Origin of the sequence: Saccharothrix sp. (assembly GCF_031180885.1) — a bacterium.
In the GTDB taxonomy this organism is placed as follows: domain Bacteria; phylum Actinomycetota; class Actinomycetes; order Mycobacteriales; family Pseudonocardiaceae; genus Actinosynnema.
This window is the reverse complement of the sequence record NZ_JAPSLK010000001.1, coordinates 25396-40906: the sequence shown is the minus strand read 5'-3', so window position 1 is coordinate 40906 and position 15511 is coordinate 25396. Positions and strand designations below refer to the sequence as shown.

Here is a 15511-nt window from a genome sequence, read left to right as displayed (position 1 = left end):
CGGTTCAGAAGTATTCACGGTCGCGGCAGGGACTCAAGCAGGGACCTGTCACCCGACACGATGGCCCCGCTCGGCCTGCCCCACGCGGCCCGGTAGACCGCGTCGGCGGTGCCCGCGACGGTGGCGTCCTCGTTGGTCGCGGAGTCCACAGGGGGCCCGGCGGCGGGGACCTGGCCGGGGGCGATGCGGAGTTCCCACGTACGGCCCGCGTCGGCGGCGTGGAACAGCAGCCGGCCCTCGCGCTCGATCGGGTGCACCTCCGCGGCGCGCACCACCACTCGGGTCAGGAACTCGTCGATGCCGTCGGCGGCGAACTCGGTGTCGTACAACAGGGTCGGGACCTCGTGGCCGTGGGCGGCGTGCTCGGCGTCGAGGCGGTGGATCGCGATCTCGTGGGCCTGCCGGCGGGCCCAGAAGCCGGCCGCCTTGGGGCCGACGAACGTCCACGTGGGCGTGTCCGGGTCGAGGCTCGCCAGCAGGCGCTCCAGCTCGGTGAACCGGTCGTCCCAGCAGGTGAGCAGCTCGTCCCAGTCCTGCGGGCGCGGGGAGGCCTTGGGGCGCGGGCCGTCGGCGGGGGTGTGCAGGGCGTTGAGGGCCCACGAGTGCACGCCGGTGATGTGGTCGACGAGCTTGCGGACGGTCCAGCCGGGGCACGTCGGCACCGGCGCGTCCGGCCCGACGGAGAGGACGGCGGCGCGCATCGCCCGGTACTCGGCGCGGGCGTGCGCGAGGTAGTCGTGGTGCTCCACCCACCCGAGCCTAGGGCCGGGCGGGGGCCGGCGGCGGTCGGGGGCCAGGGCCGGGCGGGGTTCAGGGGCGCACCGACTCCCACGGCACGGTGACCTCGCCGAGCCGCCAGCGCTTCCGGTCGTCCAGCACCGGCCAGCGGGCGGTGAGCAGCCGGACCGCTTCGACCCAGCGGGCGCGGGGGCCGAAGGGGGCGAAGGTCGCGGCGGTGGCCCAGCACGCGTCGAGTTCGGTGAGCAGGGCGTGGACGCGTTCGCCGGGGACGTTGCGGTGGATCAGCGCCTTGGGCAGCCGTTCGGCGAGGTCGCCCGGGGTCTCGATGTCCTTCGGCAGGCACGACAGCGTGAAGGTCTGCGGCCCTTCCGCCGTCAGCGCGACCCACGAGCACCGCCGCCCGATCTCGTCACACGTCCCCTCGACCAGCACACCGCCCGGCGCGAGCCGGCCGACCATCGTCGCCCACGCCTCGGCGGCCTGCTCCTCCGTGTACTGGCGAAGGACGTTGAACGCACGCAGCACCAGTGGCCGCCGCCCGGCCAACTCGAACCCTCCGCGCCGGAACTCCAGCCACGGCGGATCAGCCACCGCTTCACCCGCCGCGACCCGCTCGGCGTCCAGCTCAAGCCCCAGCACCCGCAGCTTGGGGTTCAGGTGGCGCAACCGGGAGGCCATCTCCACGGTCGTGACCGGCGACGACCCGTACCCGAGGTCGACCACAAAAGGATCGTCGGATTGTTGAACAAGTGAACCGTAGGCGTGTTCCACCCACCGGTCGACGCGGCGGAGCCGGTTGGGGTTGGTGGTCCCACGAGTCGGCAGACCGAGCGCACGGGCCCGGCCCGCCGCTAGGCGCGGCGCGCGAGCCATTCGGAGGTGAACTCGGTTTCCTTGTCCAGCAGGAGGGCGACCTGCTCGGCGATCAGCGACTCCAGCTTGCCGCCCATGAGCGGGATGCTCACCTTGACCTGACCCACGAGGGTGAGTTCGCTCCCACCGCCGGCGGCGTCGGCGATGGTGATCGTGCCGTCGAGGCGGCCCGGGACGCCGTCGAGGGTCACCTCGACCGTGCCGGTGTAGCCGGCGTCGGTCCACGACTCGGACCGGGTGATGACCAGGTCGCCGCCCAGCACACCGCGTGCCATGGACGGCAGCCTGTCCGCGGGCACACCCTGCTTGAGCTGGTAGGACGTGGTGCCGTCGGCCTTGTCGAACGCGAGGAGCGCGGCGCCGGTGCCGCCGAGGACGTCGAGCCGGTCGCGCAGGTAGGACTCGTCGACGAGGGCGGAGTAGACGTCCGCGGCGGGCCAGCGGGACGTCGTCAGGTGCTCGATGCGGCGTGCCATGCCGCGGAGGCTACCGTTGACGCCCGTGACCACCCCGCTGTCCAGCACCCACGTGCGGCTGGCCGAGCACACCACGCTGCGGCTAGGCGGCCCCGCGGCCCGTTTCGTGCGCGCCACGACGGCCGCCGAGCTGGTCGAGACCGTGCGCGCGCTGGACGCCTCCGGCGAACCGCTGCTGCTGTTGGGCGGCGGCTCGAACCTGGTGGTGTCCGACACGGGCTTCGCCGGGACGGTCGTCCAGGTGGGGACGCGCGGCCGCCGGCTGGACCCGTTGGGCGACGGTCTGGTGCAGTTGACCGTCGAGGCGGGCGAGGACTGGGACTCGGTCGTGGCCGAGGCCGTGGCGCAGGGCTTGGGCGGCCTGGAGTGCCTGTCCGGCATCCCCGGCTTGGTGGGTGCGACCCCGGTCCAGAACGTCGGCGCGTACGGCGTGGAGATCTCCCAGGTCCTGACCTCGGTGGACTTGCTGGACCGCCGCACCGGCCGCGTCCACCAGGTCCCCGCGCACGACCTGGGCCTGGCGTACCGGACCAGCATCCTGAAGGGCACCGACCAGGCCGTGGTGCTGCGGGCGAGGTTCGCCCTGACCTCCGGCGGCCAGTCGGCGCCTATCCGCTACGCCGAACTCGCGCGCGTCCTGGGCGTGTCCCAGGGCGACCGCGTACCGGCCGACGCGGCCCGCAAGGCGGTCCTGGACTTGCGCCGCGGCAAGGGCATGGTCCTGGACCCGGCGGACCACGACACGTGGAGCGCCGGTTCGTTCTTCACCAACCCGGTCTTGGACGAGTCGACCCTGTCCGGCGTGCTGATCCGCATCGCCGAGCGGCTGGGCAGGCACGTCGACGTTCCGACGTACCCGGGTGGTGCGGGCATGAGCAAGCTGTCGGCGGCGTGGCTGATCGAACGCGCCGGCTTCACCAGGGGGCACCGGGGTCCGGGGGGGCGGGTGGCCCTGTCGGGCAAGCACACCCTGGCGTTGACCAACCGGGGCGGGGCGAGCACCGAGGACCTGCTGGACCTGGCCCGGGAAGTCCGAGACGGCGTCCGAACAACCTTCGGCGTAGAACTCCACCCCGAACCCGTCCTGATCAACTGCACCCTCTAACCCCCTCCCTCAAACCCCCACCCCTCACCACCACCCCGCGACCTAGGCCCTTGCCGGCCGCCGCGCCCGCCGCGCCCGCCGCCGCTGCTGCTGTGCCGCCTTGTCGCGCCGCTGCCGCCGCGCTGCTGCAATGCCCACCCCGGCACCCCGGCCCACCGCGGCAACCCCGCCCCACCCGCGCCGCCGAACGGCCGAACGGGTGACCAAGTGTGACGAAACCTCACCCCGCGCGTTTCATGGAAGGCAGAGGTCCCTGTTGGAGGTCGTCATGGTGGGCGGCGGGCGTGGGGTGGTTTTGGCCGTCAAGCGGTTGGTGGAGGGCGACTTTCTCAGCCGGCCGGGAGTTGTCGGGGTGGACGTCGGGGAGAAGGTGGTGCGCGGGGTCGAGACCGGGGTGCCGGCGGTCGTGGTGTTCGTGCGGGAGAAGAAAGGGGCGGCGCAGTTCACCATTCCGTCCGAAGTCCTCGGTGTGCCAACGGATGTCGTCGAGGACGTCTTCTACCCGCACCACACCCTGGCCTCCCCGGAAGGCGTGAGCGGCGCCGAGCGGCACGACGTGCTGGCAGGCGGCATCGGGATCGGGCCGAGTCGGGCGATCCGGTTCGTGCCGCCGGACGTGCCGGAGGCGGACGACTACCTGGTCGCGGGGACCCTCGGCGCGCTGGTCACCCCCCGGAACCGGCGGCGGACCATGGCCCTGACCGCCTTCCACGTGGCCTGCGTGGACGACGCCTGGGCGGTGGGCGACCCGATGGTCCACCCCTCCCGGGTCGACGGCGGCCACCCCTACCGCGACCAGATCGGCGTCCTGGCCCGGGCCGCGCTGGCCGGAAGTGTCGACGCCGCCGCGATCCTGCTCACCACCCCGCGCGTCCGCCCGGAGGTGTTCGGGGTCGGACCCGTTGCGGGACAAGGCAAAGCCAAGATCGGGCAACGGGTGCGCAAGCGCGGCCGGACCACCGCGCTGACGGAAGGCGTGATCGCCTCCACCGACGCGACCATCACGCTCGACTTCGGCGCGGGCCTCGGCGTGCGCACCCTGAAGAACCAGATCCGGGTCGAAGGGCCGTTCGCGGACCACGGCGACTCGGGCGCGGTGCTGCTGGACGACGACAACCGGGTGGTCGGCCTCTACTGCGGCGGCAGCGACAAGCGCGGCTTCGCCAACCCGATCGCCGACGTCCTCGACCAGCTCGACGTCGACCTGATCGCGCCGAAACCGTCCACTTAGGACCGGTGCACCCGGGTCGCGGACGCCTGCGCCCGCGGCTTCATGACGATCTGGTCCAGGTTCACGTGCGACGGCCGGGTCACCGCGAACGCGATCACGTCCGCGACGTCGTCCGCCGTCAACGGCTCCACGCCCGCGTACACCGCCGCCGCCCGCTCCGCGTCGCCCCCGAACCGGTTCACCGAGAAGTCCGTCTCCACCATGCCCGGCAGCACCTCGGTGATCCGCACCGGCTGCCCGAGCAGCTCCCCGCGCAACGTCCGGTGCAGCGCCGACTGGGCGTGCTTCGCCGACGTGTACCCCGACCCGTTGTCGTACGCCTCGTACGCGGCCACCGACGTCACGGTCACGATGTGCCCGTCACCGGACTCGATCAACTTCGGCAGCAGGCCCTTGGTCACCCGCAGCGTGCCCAGGACGTTGGTCTCCCACATCCACCGCCAGTCGTCCTCGTCCGCGGACGCCACCGGGTCCAGCCCGCGCGCCCCGCCCGCGTTGTTCACGAGCACCCGGGCGGACGGCACGGCGTCCAGGAAGGCCGACACCGACTCGGCGGAGGTCACGTCCAGCTCGACCGCCGTGCCGTCGACGTCGTCCGCGATAGTCTTGAGGAGGTCGAGCCGTCGGGCGCCGAGCACGACGTGGAAGCCCTCGGCGGCGAGCCTGCGCGCGGTGGCCTCGCCGATTCCCGCGCTGGCTCCGGTGACTACTGCGATAGGACGGGTCACAGCGGAGATCCTAGGCTTGTGACGCGAGTCACCAGCACCGGAAGCCGCAGTGGGCGTCCTTTCGTTCGGGAGGTCGAAGTGCGCAAGAGAGTCACGGCCCTGCTGGTGGCGGGCCTCGTGCTGGTCGGGTGCTCCGCCGAGGTCGAGCCCGGGTCGGCGAAGCCCGAGGGCGGCGACAAGCCGCCGGTGGCGAAGTTCACCACCGCGCCCGCCGACGGCGCGACCGACGTGCCGGTCAACCAGCCGGTCCGGGTCACCGTCGCCGAGGGCACCATCGACCAGGTCACGCTGACCAACCCCGAGGGCAAGGCCGTCGAGGGCAAGGTCTCCGACGACAAGAAGTCCTGGTCGAGCACCGAGCCGCTGGGCTTCGGCAAGAGCTACACCTACGCGGGCAAGGCGACCGGCACCGACGGCAAGAAGGTCGAGCTGAAGGGCGCGTTCACCACGCTCACCCCGGCCTCCCAGGTCCGCGCGACGCTGTTCCCCGGCGACGACCAGACCGTCGGCGTGGCCGTCCCGATCATGGTCAAGTTCGAGGCGGACGTGGCCGACCGCGCCGGCGCCGAGAAGGCGCTGACCGTCACCAACTCCGCGAACGTCAAGGGCAGCTGGGCCTGGCTGAACTCCCGCGAGGTGCACTACCGGCCCGAGAAGTACTGGCCCGCGAACACCAAGGTGCACGTCGAGGCCAAGCTCTACGGCGTCCCCTACGGCGGCGGCGCGTTCGGCAAGGCGGACGTGACCAGCGACTTCACCATCGGCCGCAACCAGGTCGTGAAGATCCACACGCCGTCGCACCAGCTCGTCGTGGAGCGGGACGGGCAGCAGGTGGCCAGCTACCCGGCGTCGTTCGGCCGGGACAACGACCCTGAGCTGACCACCCCGAACGGCACGTTCGTGGTCATGCAGAAGGACCCGCAGTTCAGCTTCGACAACCCGCGCTACGGCTACACCAACGTGCTGAAGAAGTGGGCCGTCCGCTTCTCCAACCACGGCGAGTTCATCCACGAGAACAACGACAACGCGGGCAACATCGGTCGCGCCAACACCTCCCACGGCTGCGCGAACCTGCTGGAGGCCGACGCCAAGGCCTACTACGACAGCGCCCTGGTGGGCGACCCGGTGGAGGTCACCGGCTCGATCACCACGCTGCCCGCCCAGTACGACTGGTACGACTGGCAGATCCCGTGGGCGCAGTGGCAGACGATGTCCGCGCTCTAGAACGCCCAACGTGCTCTGAACGCCCGGAAAGGCCCGGTGGCTCACGACGAGCCACCGGGCCTTTCGCCTAGATGAACTCGTACCGGTGGACTTCCGCGCCGGCGTCGACGAGCGTGAAGCCCGCCTTCACCAGCACGCGGACCGACGCCGGGTTGGCCGGGTCGACGCCCGCGTGGACGACGGTCACACCCGGCGCGGTGCGGGCGTACGACGCCAGCGCCCGGGTGGCCTCGGTCGCGTACCCGATGCCCCGGCGTGACGGAACTACGCCGTAGCCGATCTCCAGGCGGCCGTCGGACGGCGGCCAGAACAGGCCGATCGAGCCGACGACCAGGCCGGTGGCGCGTTCCACGAGCAGGCGGTGGCCGAACTCGCCGCGCCATTCCGGCCGGTCGGCGACCAGACCGGCGATGACGCGGTCGCCGTCGGCGGGGAAGTCGGGCGCCCAGTGGTCGAGCCGGGTGCCCGCCGCGACGGCGGCGAGGTCGGCGTCGGTCCACGCGGGCAGGTCGAGACGATCAGTGGTGATCAAGGGATGTGCTCCGGGTTCTTCGAAGAGGGGGTCTCGCGCTCAGGGGCGCGTCGACCGGGTGAGGGCAGGCTGAAGACGGCTGTGGGCAGCCATGTTCATCAGCTCCTCGGGCGTTCGAAGATCCACTCGGGTCCCAGGCTAGCAGAGCCGGGTGTGACGTCGGGTTCCATCGGGAAGCGATGGGGTCATCCCAGCGTTGAGGTACGTCGTGCTGACTTCTCTCCTCACCGCCGAGGGCGTGCGGCTCGCCGTCCGGCAGAGCCCGACCGACGGGCCGGCGGTGGTGCTGGTGCACGGTTGGGCGCAGTCCGGGGAGGCGTGGTCGCACCAGCTCGCCGACCCGTCCTTCCGCGCCCACGCCCTCGACCTGCGCGGGCACGGCTCCTCCGACGCGCCGGACGACGGCTACGGCGACTCGGCGGTGTGGGCGCGCGACCTGCGGGCGGTGCTGGACCACACCGGTCCGGCGGTGCTGGTCGGCTGGTCCTACGGCGGCCTGGTGATCACCGACTACCTGCGCGCGTTCGGCACGGCCGACGTGCGCGGGCTGGTGCTGGTGGGCGCCATCACCGAGATCGGCCGCGGCCGTCCGGGCGGTGCGACCGGGCCCGCGATGCGCGCGGCGCTGCCCGCCGCGTTGTCCGAGGACCCGGCGGTGGCGGTGCCCGCGCTGGCGGAGTTCTACGAGCACCAGGGCCGGTTCGACGGGCCGACCCGGCAGTGGATGCTCGGCACGGCCCTGCGGGTGCCGGCCCGGGTGCGCGCGGCGCTGTTCCGGCGGGACGTCGGGTCCGCCGAGGTGCTGCGGGCCGTGGACAAGCCGACACTGGTGGTGCACGGCACCGCCGACGAGGTGGTGGACCCGGCCGCCGGGGCGTACGCGGCGGCCACGATCCCCGGAGCCGAGTTGCGGCACTACGAGAACACCGGGCACGCGCCGTTCCTGGAGCGGCCGGAGCGGTTCAACGCCGACCTCGCCGCCTTCGTGGCGCACACCGCGGCGGTCGTGTCGTGAAGCGCGTCGCGGTGCTGTCGGTGCACACCTCGCCGCTGGAGCAGCCGGGCACGGGCGACGCGGGCGGCATGAACGTCTACATCGTGCAGACCGCCGTGCGGATGGCGCGGCGCGGCCTGGAGGTGGAGATCTTCACCCGGGCCACGTCGTCGGACCTGCCGCCGGTCGCCGAACTCGCGCCGGGCGTGACCGTGCGGCACGTCGTGGCCGGTCCGTTCGAGGGCCTGGGCAAGGAGGAGCTGCCGGGCCAGCTGTGCGCGTTCACCGCGGGCGTGCTGCGCGCCGAGGCCCGCCATGACCCCGGCCACTACGACGTCGTCCACTCGCACTACTGGCTGTCCGGCCAGGTCGGGTGGCTGGCCCGGGAGCGCTGGGGCGTGCCGCTGGTGCACACCGCGCACACCCTGGCCAAGGTCAAGAACGCCAACCTCGCCTCGTGCGACACGCCCGAGCCCAGGATGCGGGTGATCGGCGAGGAGCAGGTGGTCGCCGAGGCGGACCTGCTGGTCGCCAACACCGACGTGGAGGCGGGCGAGCTGATCAAGCTCTACGACGCCGACCCGGCCAAGGTCGCGGTCGTGCCGCCGGGGGTGGACCTCGACCGGTTCGCGCCCGGTGACAGCGAGGCCGCGCGCGCGGCGCTGGACCTGCGGCCGGACGCCGTGGTGCTCGCGTTCGTGGGCCGCATCCAGCCGTTGAAGGCGCCGGACGTGCTGCTCAAGGCCGCCGCGGACCTGCTGGCCCGGGAACCCGGGGTCCGGGACCGCCTGGTCGTGCTGGTCGTCGGCGGGCCGTCGGGGTCGGGCATGAAGACGCCGGAGGACCTGAAGCTGCTGGCCGGCGAGCTGGGCATCGCGGACGTGGTGCGGTTCCTGCCGCCGCAGGGCGGGGAGGCGCTGGCCCGGGTGTACCGGGCGGCGGACGTGGTGGTCGTGCCCAGCCACAACGAGTCGTTCGGGCTGGTGGCGCTGGAGGCGCAAGCGTGCGGCACGCCGGTGGTCGCGGCGGAGGTCGGCGGGCTGCCGGTGGCCGTGCGCGACGGCGTGTCCGGTCTGCTGGTCGCGGGCCACGACCCGGCCGCGTGGGGCCGGACGCTGGCGCAGGTCGTGCTGCACCCCGCGTTCCGGGAGGAGCTGGCGAGCAACGCCGTGGGCCACGCCCGCCGGTTCTCCTGGGACCGCACGACTGATTCACTGCTCGCGGGGTACGCCCAAGCCCGGGACGTGTTCCGCGAGGAGGTGTTCGCTTGAGCCTGGACGAGACCATCGCGTCCGCTTTGGACGACCGGGAGCTGGCCTACCGGCACGACCAGCCCGGCAAGTTCTTCGTGACCCTGCCCGGCACGAAGAAGCTGCAGACCAACTGCTGGCTGGTCGTCGGCCGGCACGCCCTGGTGGTCGAGGCGTTCGTGTGCCGCAACCCGGACGAGGCGCACGAGGACGTGTTCCGCTTCCTGTTGCGCCGCAACGCGAAGCTCTACGGCGTGCACTACACGATCGACACCCGCGGCGACATCTACCTGGTGGGGCGGATCGCCCTGCACGCGGTGACGCCGGAGGAGCTGGACCGGGTGCTCGGCCAGGTGGTGGAGGCCGCGGACGGCGACTTCAACACGTTGCTGGAGATCGGTTTCAAGGGCGCGATCCAACGCGAGTGGGACTGGCGGGTGTCTCGCGGCGAGTCCCTTGCGAACCTGCGGGCGTTTGAGCACCTGGTTGCTCCGTTGGATTGACCTGCCTCCGGCAGGTCGGCGAGGTCGCCCGACGCGACCTCGCGACCGAATCGTGATCGGTTGAGGCGCAACTGACCGTTGTCGGTGTTCCGTCTGCCGGGTGACAAGCCACCCAGGGAGGGGACATGGGCAGACGCACGGGGTTCGCGGTCGCGGCGTTAGCGGTGCTCGCGCTGGCCGGGTGTTCGGCGGACTCGGGCACGAGCACCAGCGGGGAGGCCGGTGACGCGCGGGTGGCCGCGCCCACGCCGCAGCAGGGCGCACTGACGCCGCAGCAGGGCAAGCCGGGCGAACCGGCCAAGGGCGAGGTGCAGAACACCGGCGCGGTGCAGCAGGAGCGGCAGCTCGTGCGCACCGCCTCGGTGGAGCTGCGGACGACCGACGTCACCGGGGTCTTGGACCAGGTCAAGCAGTTGGTGCTGGCCAAGGGCGGCTACCCGGCGCAGGAGAACGCGACCAAGACGCAGGGCACGGTGACCCTGCGGGTGCCCGGCGACCGGCTGGACGCGGTGCTCAAGGACTTCGACGCGCTGCCCGACACCGAGATGACGCGGCGCGACCTGAAGAGCGAGGACGTCACCGAGCAGGTGGTGGACGTCGAGGCGCGGCTGGCGAACCAGCGGGCCAGCGTGGAGCGGGTGCGCGGGCTGCTGGAGCGGGCCGGGAGCACGTCGGAGATCACCACGATCGAGGCCGAGCTGACCAAGCGGCAGTCCGAGCTGGAGTCGCTCCAGCGCCGGCACGACACGCTCAAGGGCCAGGTCGCCATGTCGACGTTGACCGTCACGGTGAACCAGAAGTCCGCACCGCCGGTCGAGCCGAAGGAGAAGGAGGAGCCCACGTTCCTCAGCGCGTTCGGCGGGGGCTGGGACGCGCTGGTCGGCGCGGTGTCGTGGCTGCTGGTCGTGCTCGGCGCGGTGCTGCCGTTCGCGGTGGTGCTCGGCGTGCCCGTCGTCGCCTACCTGGTGTGGCGGCGCAACCGCCGGACGTTGGTCACCCGGAAGAGCGTTCCCTGACCGGACGCCCACGGAGAGTGGGCACGCGCGTGGAGCGCGGGGCGGCTTGGGAGAGAGGGGGAGTCGCGAGCTCAAGCCGCCCCGCGTCAGTCCCCGCTACCTGGGGATCCGGGCGGGGGGAGCCCGAGAATCCCAGCGGGCCGCGGTTCGACGGGGGGATGGCAAACCGCGGTGGTGCCGAACAGGTCGTCGGAGTGCGTGGGAGCCGACCCGTTGGGCCCTGTCAACTTGGCAGATCGCCGGCGATCACCACAAGACCTCGCGCTACTCCATTCGAGTGTTCTTAGCCGCGTTAAGTAACGTCTCCGTGATCATGTGGGCACCTTGACCTGGTTTGTGCGGTACCTCACGATGGCGGGATCGCAGTTACTTACGAGTAGTGGGGTCGCCGCATGGTCTTCCGCAGTCCATTCCCCGATGTCGTGGTTCCGGACGTCTCGCTGCACGAGCTGCTGTTCGCCGACCTCGGCGACCGCGCCGACCGGGTGGCGCTCGTCGACGGCACGTCGGGCGCGTCGCTCACCTACCGGCAGCTCGCGGGTGCGGTGGACCGGCTCGCGGCGGCGCTGGCCGAGCGGGGCATCGGCAAGGGCGACGTGGTCGGCATCCTGAGCCCGAACACCCCGTACTACGCGGTCGTCTTCCACGGCATCCTCCGCGCCGGCGCGACCGCCACCACGATCAACGCCCTCTACACGGCCGACGAGGTCGCGCACCAGCTCGCCGACGCGGGCGCGAAGATGCTGTTCACGGTGTCCGTGCTGCTGCCCAACGCCGCGCCGGGCGCGGAGAAGGCGGGCGTGACCGACGTCGTCGTGCTCGACCAGGCCGAGGGCTACCCGAGCCTGGCGGAGTTGCTGGCGTCGACCGGCCCGGTGCCCGAGGTGTCGGTGGACCCGGAAGACCTCGCCGTGCTGCCGTACTCGTCGGGCACCACCGGCAAGGCCAAGGGCGTGATGCTGACCCACCGCAACCTGGTGGCCAACATCGTCCAGTGCGGGCCGCTGCTGGAGGTGGGCGCGGAGACCCGGATCCTGGCAGTGCTGCCGTTCTTCCACATCTACGGCATGCAGGTGCTGATGAACAACGGCCTGTACGTCGGCGCGACCGTCGTGACCATGCCGAAGTTCGACCTGGCGGAATTCCTCCGGGTCATCCAGGACCACCGCACCAACCGCGTGTACATCGCGCCGCCGGTGGCCGTGGCGCTGGCCAAGCACCCCTTGGTCGACCAGTACGACCTGTCCGCGATCGACACCATCTTCTCCGGCGCCGCGCCGCTGGACGTCGACCTCGCCGCCGCGGTGTCGAAGCGCCTGGGCTGCCGGGTGTCGCAGGGCTACGGGATGACCGAGATGAGCCCGGTCAGCCACGCCATCCCCGACGGCCGCGACGACATCCCCGTCGGCACGGTCGGCGTCATCGCCCCGAACATGGAGTGCCGCTTCGTCGACCCGGCGACCGGCGAGGACGTGGGCGTCGGCGAACGCGGCGAACTGTGGTGCCGCGGCCCGAACGTCATGAAGGGCTACCTGAACAACCCCGACGCGACCGCCGCGACCCTGGACGACGAGGGTTGGCTGCACACCGGCGACGTGGCCGTGATCGACGAGAACGGCCTGGTGAGCATCGTGGACCGGGTCAAGGAGCTGATCAAGTACAAGGGCTACCAGGTGCCGCCGGCGGAGCTGGAGGCGTTGCTCCTGACCCACGAGGAGATCGCCGACGCGGCCGTCGTCGGGGTGCGCGACGATGAGGGTGAGGAGGTGCCCAAGGCGTTCGTCGTGCTCCAGCCGGGAGCGTCGTTGGACGGGGCGGGCGTGATGGAGTTCGTGGCGGCCCAGGTGGCTCCGCACAAGAAGGTGCGGGTGGTGGAGTTCATCGAGGCGATCCCGAAGTCGGCGTCGGGAAAGATCCTGCGCAAGGACCTGCGGGCGCGCGAGGTCGGTTGATCGTTGGCTCGTGGCCCGGGTCAGGCGGATCTGCCGCCGCCTGATCCGGGCCTGCTGCTTTCGAGGTCGTTTCGTCGTCGGCGGGTCCCGTGGCGCCGGGTTCGGGCGTACGGTCATCCCGTGACCGACGAGCGGGATCGGGCCGCGGACGAGCGCGACCGGATCGCGGACGAACGGGACCGGGCCGCCGACGAGCGCGACCGGATCGCGGACGAACGCGACCGGATCGCCGACGAGCGGGACCGGGCCGCCGACGAGCGCGACCGGATCGCGGATCTGCGGGAAGACCGCCTCCAGCGGCACCAGGACGGGGTCGCCCGGCGGTCCGCCCACCCCGAGCGGGACCGGTTCGAGCGCAGTGCCGAGGTGCTCCGACTGGCCTACGAGGCGCTCGGCCGGTCGGAGGCGCGGCTGAACCGGGCGGTCGCGGCGCTCGACTCCTCCGCCCGGCGCGCGCGGCGCGAGCAGGCGGAGGTCGACCGCGAGGTCCGGCGCAGCGCGGGCGACCTGGGCGGGGCCTGACTCAGCGGGCGGCCACGAACGCGCCGAGTCCCGGGCTCCGCGGGTGGTGCTCGATGGAGCGCTGCGGTGACCGGGCCAGGAAGCGGAAGGCGCGTGGCCAGGCGCCGGTGCGAGGCGCGTGGCTAGCGGAACGAAGCGGCGTTCTCGACTGCCCAGGAGGCGAAGTCGCGTGGCGGGCGGCCCAGCAGGGCCTCGACCGCGGGGGACACGCGGGTCGCGGCGGTGGGTGGGTTGCCGTGCCAGTCCAGCAGGAACTCGGCCATCTCGGCGTCCATCCCGCTCGCCGTGTAGCGGTCCAGGGCCTGCTGCCGGGTCAGTTCGTCGAACGTGTACCGCTGCCCGACGGCGTCCCCGATGATCCGCAGTTTGTCCCGCGGCGACAGCACTTCCGGCCCGGTCACCGAATAGCGCTGCCCGCCGTGACCCCCGGACGTCAGGACGGCCGCCGACACCGCGCCGACGTCCGCCTCGTCCACCCCGGCGGTCGCCACGTCCGCGAACGGCTCGTCCAGCACGCCGCTCGTCCGCAGCCGCTCCGCCCAGGTGAACGTGTTGGCGTAGAAGTCCGTCGCCTCCAGCACCGTCCACTCCAGACCGGAGGTCGCCACCGCCTGCTCCACCGGACCCCAAAAACCGTTCCACAGCACGGAGATCCGCCGCACACCCGCCTCGGTCGCCAGCCGGACGATCTCCGGTCCGGTGGTCAGCGTCGCGTAGTCGTCGCCGCCGATCGTGAGCAGGTGGACCCCCGTCACGCCCTTGAACGCGGTCTCCAGCGTCTCGGGCCGGGTCAGGTCGCCCTCGACGACCTCGACCCCCGCCAACCCGGCCCGCCGCGCGTCCCGGGTGAGCGCGCGCACCGGGTGTCCCCCGCGCCGGAGTTGCGCAACCACCTCGCGGCCCGCCTTGCCGGTGGCACCGGTCACCAAGAATGTCATGCTCCCGACGCTAGGATCTCCACCAAACTAGAGGTCAACTGCAACGATCCAGCGTCGGCTGTCACAGCGGATGCGACCGCCGACCGGTCATCTGGCAGGCTTGCGGCCATGGCTGTCGGAACCCTGGTGCTGCTCCGCCACGGCGAGAGCGTCTGGAACGCGGAGAACCTGTTCACCGGCTGGGTGGACGTCCCCCTGTCCGAGAAGGGCGTGCGGGAGGCGCAGCGCGGCGGCGTGCTGCTGCGCGAGGCGAACCTGCTGCCGGAGGTCGTGCACACGTCCCTGCTGCGCCGTGCCATCTCCACGGCCAACCTGGCGCTGGACGCGGCCGACCGGCACTGGATCCCGGTGAAGCGCGACTGGCGCCTCAACGAGCGCCACTACGGCGCGTTGCAGGGCAAGAACAAGAAGCAGACCCTGGAGGAGTTCGGCGAGGAGCAGTTCATGCTCTGGCGCCGCTCCTACGACACCCCGCCGCCGCCGATCGAGCCGGGCACGGAGTTCAGCCAGGACGCCGACCCGCGCTACGCCGACCTGGGCCCGGACCTGCCGCTCACCGAGTGCCTGCTGGACGTGGTGAAGCGGATGATCCCGTACTGGGAGTCGGCCATCGTCCCCGACCTGCGGGCGGGCAGGACCGTGCTGGTCGCCGCGCACGGCAACTCGCTGCGGGCGCTGGTCAAGCACCTCGACGGCATCTCCGACGAGGCCATCGCGGGCCTGAACATCCCCACCGGCATCCCGCTGCGCTACGACCTGGACGAGGACCTGCGCCCGATCACCCCGGGCGGCACCTACCTCGACCCGGACGCCGCCGCGGACGCGATCAAGGCCGTGGCCAACCAGGGCCGCTAGACCAGCCCCAGGTCCCGGGCGCGAACCCCCGCCTGGAACCGGGACGACGCGCCCGGGGCGGGCATCGGCTCGGCCACGCGGCGGCGGTACGTGCGCACGGACATCCCCAGCGCGCGTGCCGCCGCCGCGTCGGTCGCACCGCCGCCGAGCGCCTCCACCACCCAGGGCACCACAGCGCGAGGCCGCGTCGGCTTGTCGGGCCGTGTTTCTCGACGATCGCGCTTTTCGATCGTCGAGAACACGGCCCGACAAGCCGACTTTCAGGCGGCCTCGCCCGCGACGCCGGAGGCGGCGCCATCAAACACGGTGCGCGCGCCACGGGACTCGTCGCCGGCCAGGATCTCGACGCCACCCCGCGCCAGGTCGCCCTCGCCTGGCTGCTGCACCGCTCACCCAACGTGCTGCTCATCCCCGGCACGTCGTCCGAACGACACCTGGAAGAGAACCTGGCGTCCGCCGAACTGCGCCTGTCCGAACAAGACCTGGCCCGCTTGGACACGATTGGGTGAACTAGAACCGACCGGGCGGAGAACATCGGACCCGGACGGTGTCGCAGGAGTCACGAACCGGC

General features: G+C 72.1%; 17 protein-coding genes and 2 pseudogenes. 11 read left to right on the top strand and 8 right to left on the bottom strand.

What is annotated here, in order from left to right:
- Positions 1-14: 14 nt before the first annotated feature.
- The 3 genes from RIN75_RS00220 to RIN75_RS00210 form a co-directional block, all read right to left on the bottom strand.
- A complete protein-coding gene (locus tag RIN75_RS00220) occupies positions 15-749 on the bottom strand; it encodes a maleylpyruvate isomerase family mycothiol-dependent enzyme (RefSeq protein ID WP_309109662.1) in 735 nt (244 codons plus the stop codon).
- A gap of 61 nt (positions 750-810) precedes the next feature.
- Positions 811-1614 (bottom strand): class I SAM-dependent methyltransferase, encoded by an 804-nt coding sequence (locus tag RIN75_RS00215; RefSeq protein WP_309109661.1) that lies wholly within the window; start codon positions 1612-1614, stop codon positions 811-813.
- Complete coding sequence (locus RIN75_RS00210) at positions 1593-2090, bottom strand: DUF2505 domain-containing protein (RefSeq protein WP_309109660.1); 498 nt, start codon at positions 2088-2090, stop codon at positions 1593-1595. Before RIN75_RS00210 ends, RIN75_RS00215 begins: the two co-directional genes overlap by 22 nt.
- Here RIN75_RS00210 and RIN75_RS00205 point away from each other — a divergent pair.
- Positions 2089-3195: a UDP-N-acetylmuramate dehydrogenase gene (locus RIN75_RS00205; RefSeq protein WP_309109659.1), complete on the top strand. Its 1107-nt coding sequence runs from the start codon at positions 2089-2091 to the stop codon at positions 3193-3195. The two genes, RIN75_RS00210 and RIN75_RS00205, sit on opposite strands and share 2 nt — an antisense overlap.
- Before the next feature lie 256 nt (positions 3196-3451).
- Positions 3452-4426: a hypothetical protein gene (locus tag RIN75_RS00200; RefSeq protein ID WP_309109658.1), complete on the top strand. Its 975-nt coding sequence runs from the start codon at positions 3452-3454 to the stop codon at positions 4424-4426.
- On the opposite strand, the gene RIN75_RS00195 is transcribed toward RIN75_RS00200, so the two are convergent.
- Positions 4423-5154 carry an SDR family NAD(P)-dependent oxidoreductase gene (locus RIN75_RS00195; protein ID WP_309109657.1) on the bottom strand — a complete coding sequence of 244 codons (732 nt, stop codon included), beginning with the start codon at positions 5152-5154 and terminating at the stop codon, positions 4423-4425. The genes RIN75_RS00200 and RIN75_RS00195 overlap by 4 nt on opposite strands.
- A 78-nt stretch (positions 5155-5232) precedes the next feature.
- Between RIN75_RS00195 and RIN75_RS00190 the strand changes: the two genes are divergently transcribed.
- The gene (locus RIN75_RS00190) at positions 5233-6378 is read left to right on the top strand and encodes an Ig-like domain-containing protein (RefSeq protein ID WP_309109656.1); all 1146 of its coding nucleotides are present in this window, start codon (positions 5233-5235) and stop codon (positions 6376-6378) included.
- A 67-nt stretch (positions 6379-6445) separates the two neighbouring features.
- On the opposite strand, the gene RIN75_RS00185 is transcribed toward RIN75_RS00190, so the two are convergent.
- The gene (locus RIN75_RS00185; protein ID WP_309109655.1) at positions 6446-6910 is read right to left on the bottom strand and encodes a GNAT family N-acetyltransferase; all 465 of its coding nucleotides are present in this window, start codon (positions 6908-6910) and stop codon (positions 6446-6448) included.
- A gap of 208 nt (positions 6911-7118) precedes the next feature.
- Here RIN75_RS00185 and RIN75_RS00180 point away from each other — a divergent pair, with 208 nt between their 5' ends.
- The 6 genes from RIN75_RS00180 (at position 7119) to RIN75_RS00155 (ending at position 13147) form a co-directional block, all read left to right on the top strand.
- A complete protein-coding gene (locus RIN75_RS00180; protein WP_309109654.1) occupies positions 7119-7925 on the top strand; it encodes an alpha/beta hydrolase in 807 nt (268 codons plus the stop codon).
- Positions 7922-9175, top strand: coding sequence for a D-inositol-3-phosphate glycosyltransferase (gene mshA, locus RIN75_RS00175; RefSeq protein WP_309109653.1), 1254 nt, complete (start codon positions 7922-7924; stop codon positions 9173-9175). The genes RIN75_RS00180 and mshA overlap by 4 nt, the downstream gene beginning before the upstream one ends.
- Positions 9172-9657, top strand: a complete 486-nt coding sequence (locus RIN75_RS00170; RefSeq protein ID WP_309109652.1) for a YbjN domain-containing protein — start codon at positions 9172-9174, stop codon at positions 9655-9657. The genes mshA and RIN75_RS00170 overlap by 4 nt, the downstream gene beginning before the upstream one ends.
- Positions 9658-9782: 125 nt before the next feature.
- Complete coding sequence (locus RIN75_RS00165) at positions 9783-10673, top strand: DUF4349 domain-containing protein (RefSeq protein WP_309109651.1); 891 nt, start codon at positions 9783-9785, stop codon at positions 10671-10673.
- 392 nt (positions 10674-11065) lie between these two features.
- Positions 11066-12625, top strand: coding sequence for a 4-coumarate--CoA ligase family protein (locus RIN75_RS00160; RefSeq protein ID WP_309109650.1), 1560 nt, complete (start codon positions 11066-11068; stop codon positions 12623-12625).
- Between the two features lie 120 nt (positions 12626-12745).
- Entirely contained in the window at positions 12746-13147 is a 402-nt protein-coding gene (locus RIN75_RS00155) for a hypothetical protein (RefSeq protein WP_309109649.1), read from the top strand.
- A gap of 122 nt (positions 13148-13269) precedes the next feature.
- On the opposite strand, the gene RIN75_RS00150 is transcribed toward RIN75_RS00155, so the two are convergent.
- Positions 13270-14085: an NAD(P)H-binding protein gene (locus tag RIN75_RS00150; RefSeq protein ID WP_309109648.1), complete on the bottom strand. Its 816-nt coding sequence runs from the start codon at positions 14083-14085 to the stop codon at positions 13270-13272.
- A gap of 108 nt (positions 14086-14193) precedes the next feature.
- On the opposite strand from RIN75_RS00150, the gene RIN75_RS00145 reads away from it, so the two are divergent.
- Positions 14194-14940: a phosphoglyceromutase gene (locus RIN75_RS00145; RefSeq protein ID WP_309109647.1), complete on the top strand. Its 747-nt coding sequence runs from the start codon at positions 14194-14196 to the stop codon at positions 14938-14940.
- Here the strand turns inward: RIN75_RS00145 and RIN75_RS00140 are convergent.
- Together RIN75_RS00140 and RIN75_RS00135 are read right to left on the bottom strand one after the other, a co-directional pair.
- Positions 14937-15071, bottom strand: a pseudogene (locus RIN75_RS00140) (DNA-binding response regulator); the annotation flags it as partial. The gene RIN75_RS00145 and the pseudogene RIN75_RS00140 sit on opposite strands and share 4 nt — an antisense overlap.
- 129 nt (positions 15072-15200) lie before the next feature.
- Positions 15201-15326, bottom strand: coding sequence for a hypothetical protein (locus tag RIN75_RS00135; protein ID WP_309109646.1), 126 nt, complete (start codon positions 15324-15326; stop codon positions 15201-15203).
- Between RIN75_RS00135 and RIN75_RS00130 the strand changes: the two are divergent.
- A pseudogene (locus RIN75_RS00130) lies at positions 15282-15449 on the top strand (aldo/keto reductase); the annotation flags it as partial. The gene RIN75_RS00135 and the pseudogene RIN75_RS00130 sit on opposite strands and share 45 nt — an antisense overlap.
- Positions 15450-15511: the final 62 nt, after the last annotated feature.

What these genes read in the sequence shown, in the direction of transcription:
- RIN75_RS00215 (WP_309109661.1), bottom strand. Translation starts at nt 1,614, where the DNA reads ATGGCTCGCGCGCCGCGCCTAGCGGCGGGCCGGGCCCGTGCGCTCGGT.
- RIN75_RS00205 (WP_309109659.1), top strand. Translation starts at nt 2,089, where the DNA reads ATGCCGCGGAGGCTACCGTTGACGCCCGTGACCACCCCGCTGTCCAGC.
- RIN75_RS00210 (WP_309109660.1), bottom strand. Translation starts at nt 2,090, where the DNA reads ATGGCACGCCGCATCGAGCACCTGACGACGTCCCGCTGGCCCGCCGCG.
- RIN75_RS00165 (WP_309109651.1), top strand. Translation starts at nt 9,783, where the DNA reads ATGGGCAGACGCACGGGGTTCGCGGTCGCGGCGTTAGCGGTGCTCGCG.
- RIN75_RS00160 (WP_309109650.1), top strand. Translation starts at nt 11,066, where the DNA reads ATGGTCTTCCGCAGTCCATTCCCCGATGTCGTGGTTCCGGACGTCTCG.
- RIN75_RS00150 (WP_309109648.1), bottom strand. Translation starts at nt 14,085, where the DNA reads ATGACATTCTTGGTGACCGGTGCCACCGGCAAGGCGGGCCGCGAGGTG.
- RIN75_RS00145 (WP_309109647.1), top strand. Translation starts at nt 14,194, where the DNA reads ATGGCTGTCGGAACCCTGGTGCTGCTCCGCCACGGCGAGAGCGTCTGG.